Genomic DNA, 725 nt, shown 5'->3' on the forward strand with positions numbered 1-725 from the left:
ACCTTTGCAATCTCAAGCGCCATAATGTACATGGATCGTTTATCAACTGTCAAAACTTCTAGATGGGTGGTTAAAATACGGAGACAGTCTCCCTTTTCATTATAATCCGTAGCAAACGCATCTTCAAACTCTATCTCAATACATTCTTTAATATGTGAAAAGAGTCTTCGTACCCCTTCCTTTAGGGGGACACTAGACCATCGCTTATCTGCAGTACTTTTCCTCAAGGATAAATTTACAGAAAAATCCTCTTGTAATGCATCATTATTCCCAGCATTTGAGTAAGAAACTTGCTCATCTTCTGGAAACCACATTTTGCTAGCAAGTTCTAAATAACCATAAGGTACTCTTTTCGTATAATCACCTTTTAAATATAATTTCATTCTTCCCTCCTTATTGCATCAACCAGTTAAAAGCCTTCCACATATTTTTGATAACTTCTTCTTTAGCTCCTTTTCCAAGTCCATTTAGTTCAGATTGTTTATTTACCCAGTTTACAATATCCTTTCTGCTTGAAATAGTTGAAGCTTCGATATCTATGTCGAGATCATAACCTGACTTTCCACTCCCCGACTGAACTTGGATTTTCCCACTATTTGGCTCCGCATCAACTCGAATATTATCGACTTTTTTACCGTTAACTCGTCCAGAAACTTTTTTTCCAAAAGTCTTACTCGTCGGTTTATTGGCTTGCCAGCTGTCGTAGTTGCTAGAATAATTAACCT

General features: G+C 37.0%; 2 pseudogenes. Both read right to left on the bottom strand.

What is annotated here, in order from left to right:
• Positions 1–383, bottom strand: a pseudogene (locus tag HMPREF2613_RS07515) (hypothetical protein); the annotation flags it as partial.
• A 10-nt stretch (positions 384–393) separates the two neighbouring features.
• Positions 394–725, bottom strand: a pseudogene (locus tag HMPREF2613_RS07520) (virulence protein); the annotation flags it as partial.

Source organism: Streptococcus sp. HMSC070B10 (assembly GCF_001808665.1).
In the GTDB taxonomy this organism is placed as follows: domain Bacteria; phylum Bacillota; class Bacilli; order Lactobacillales; family Streptococcaceae; genus Streptococcus.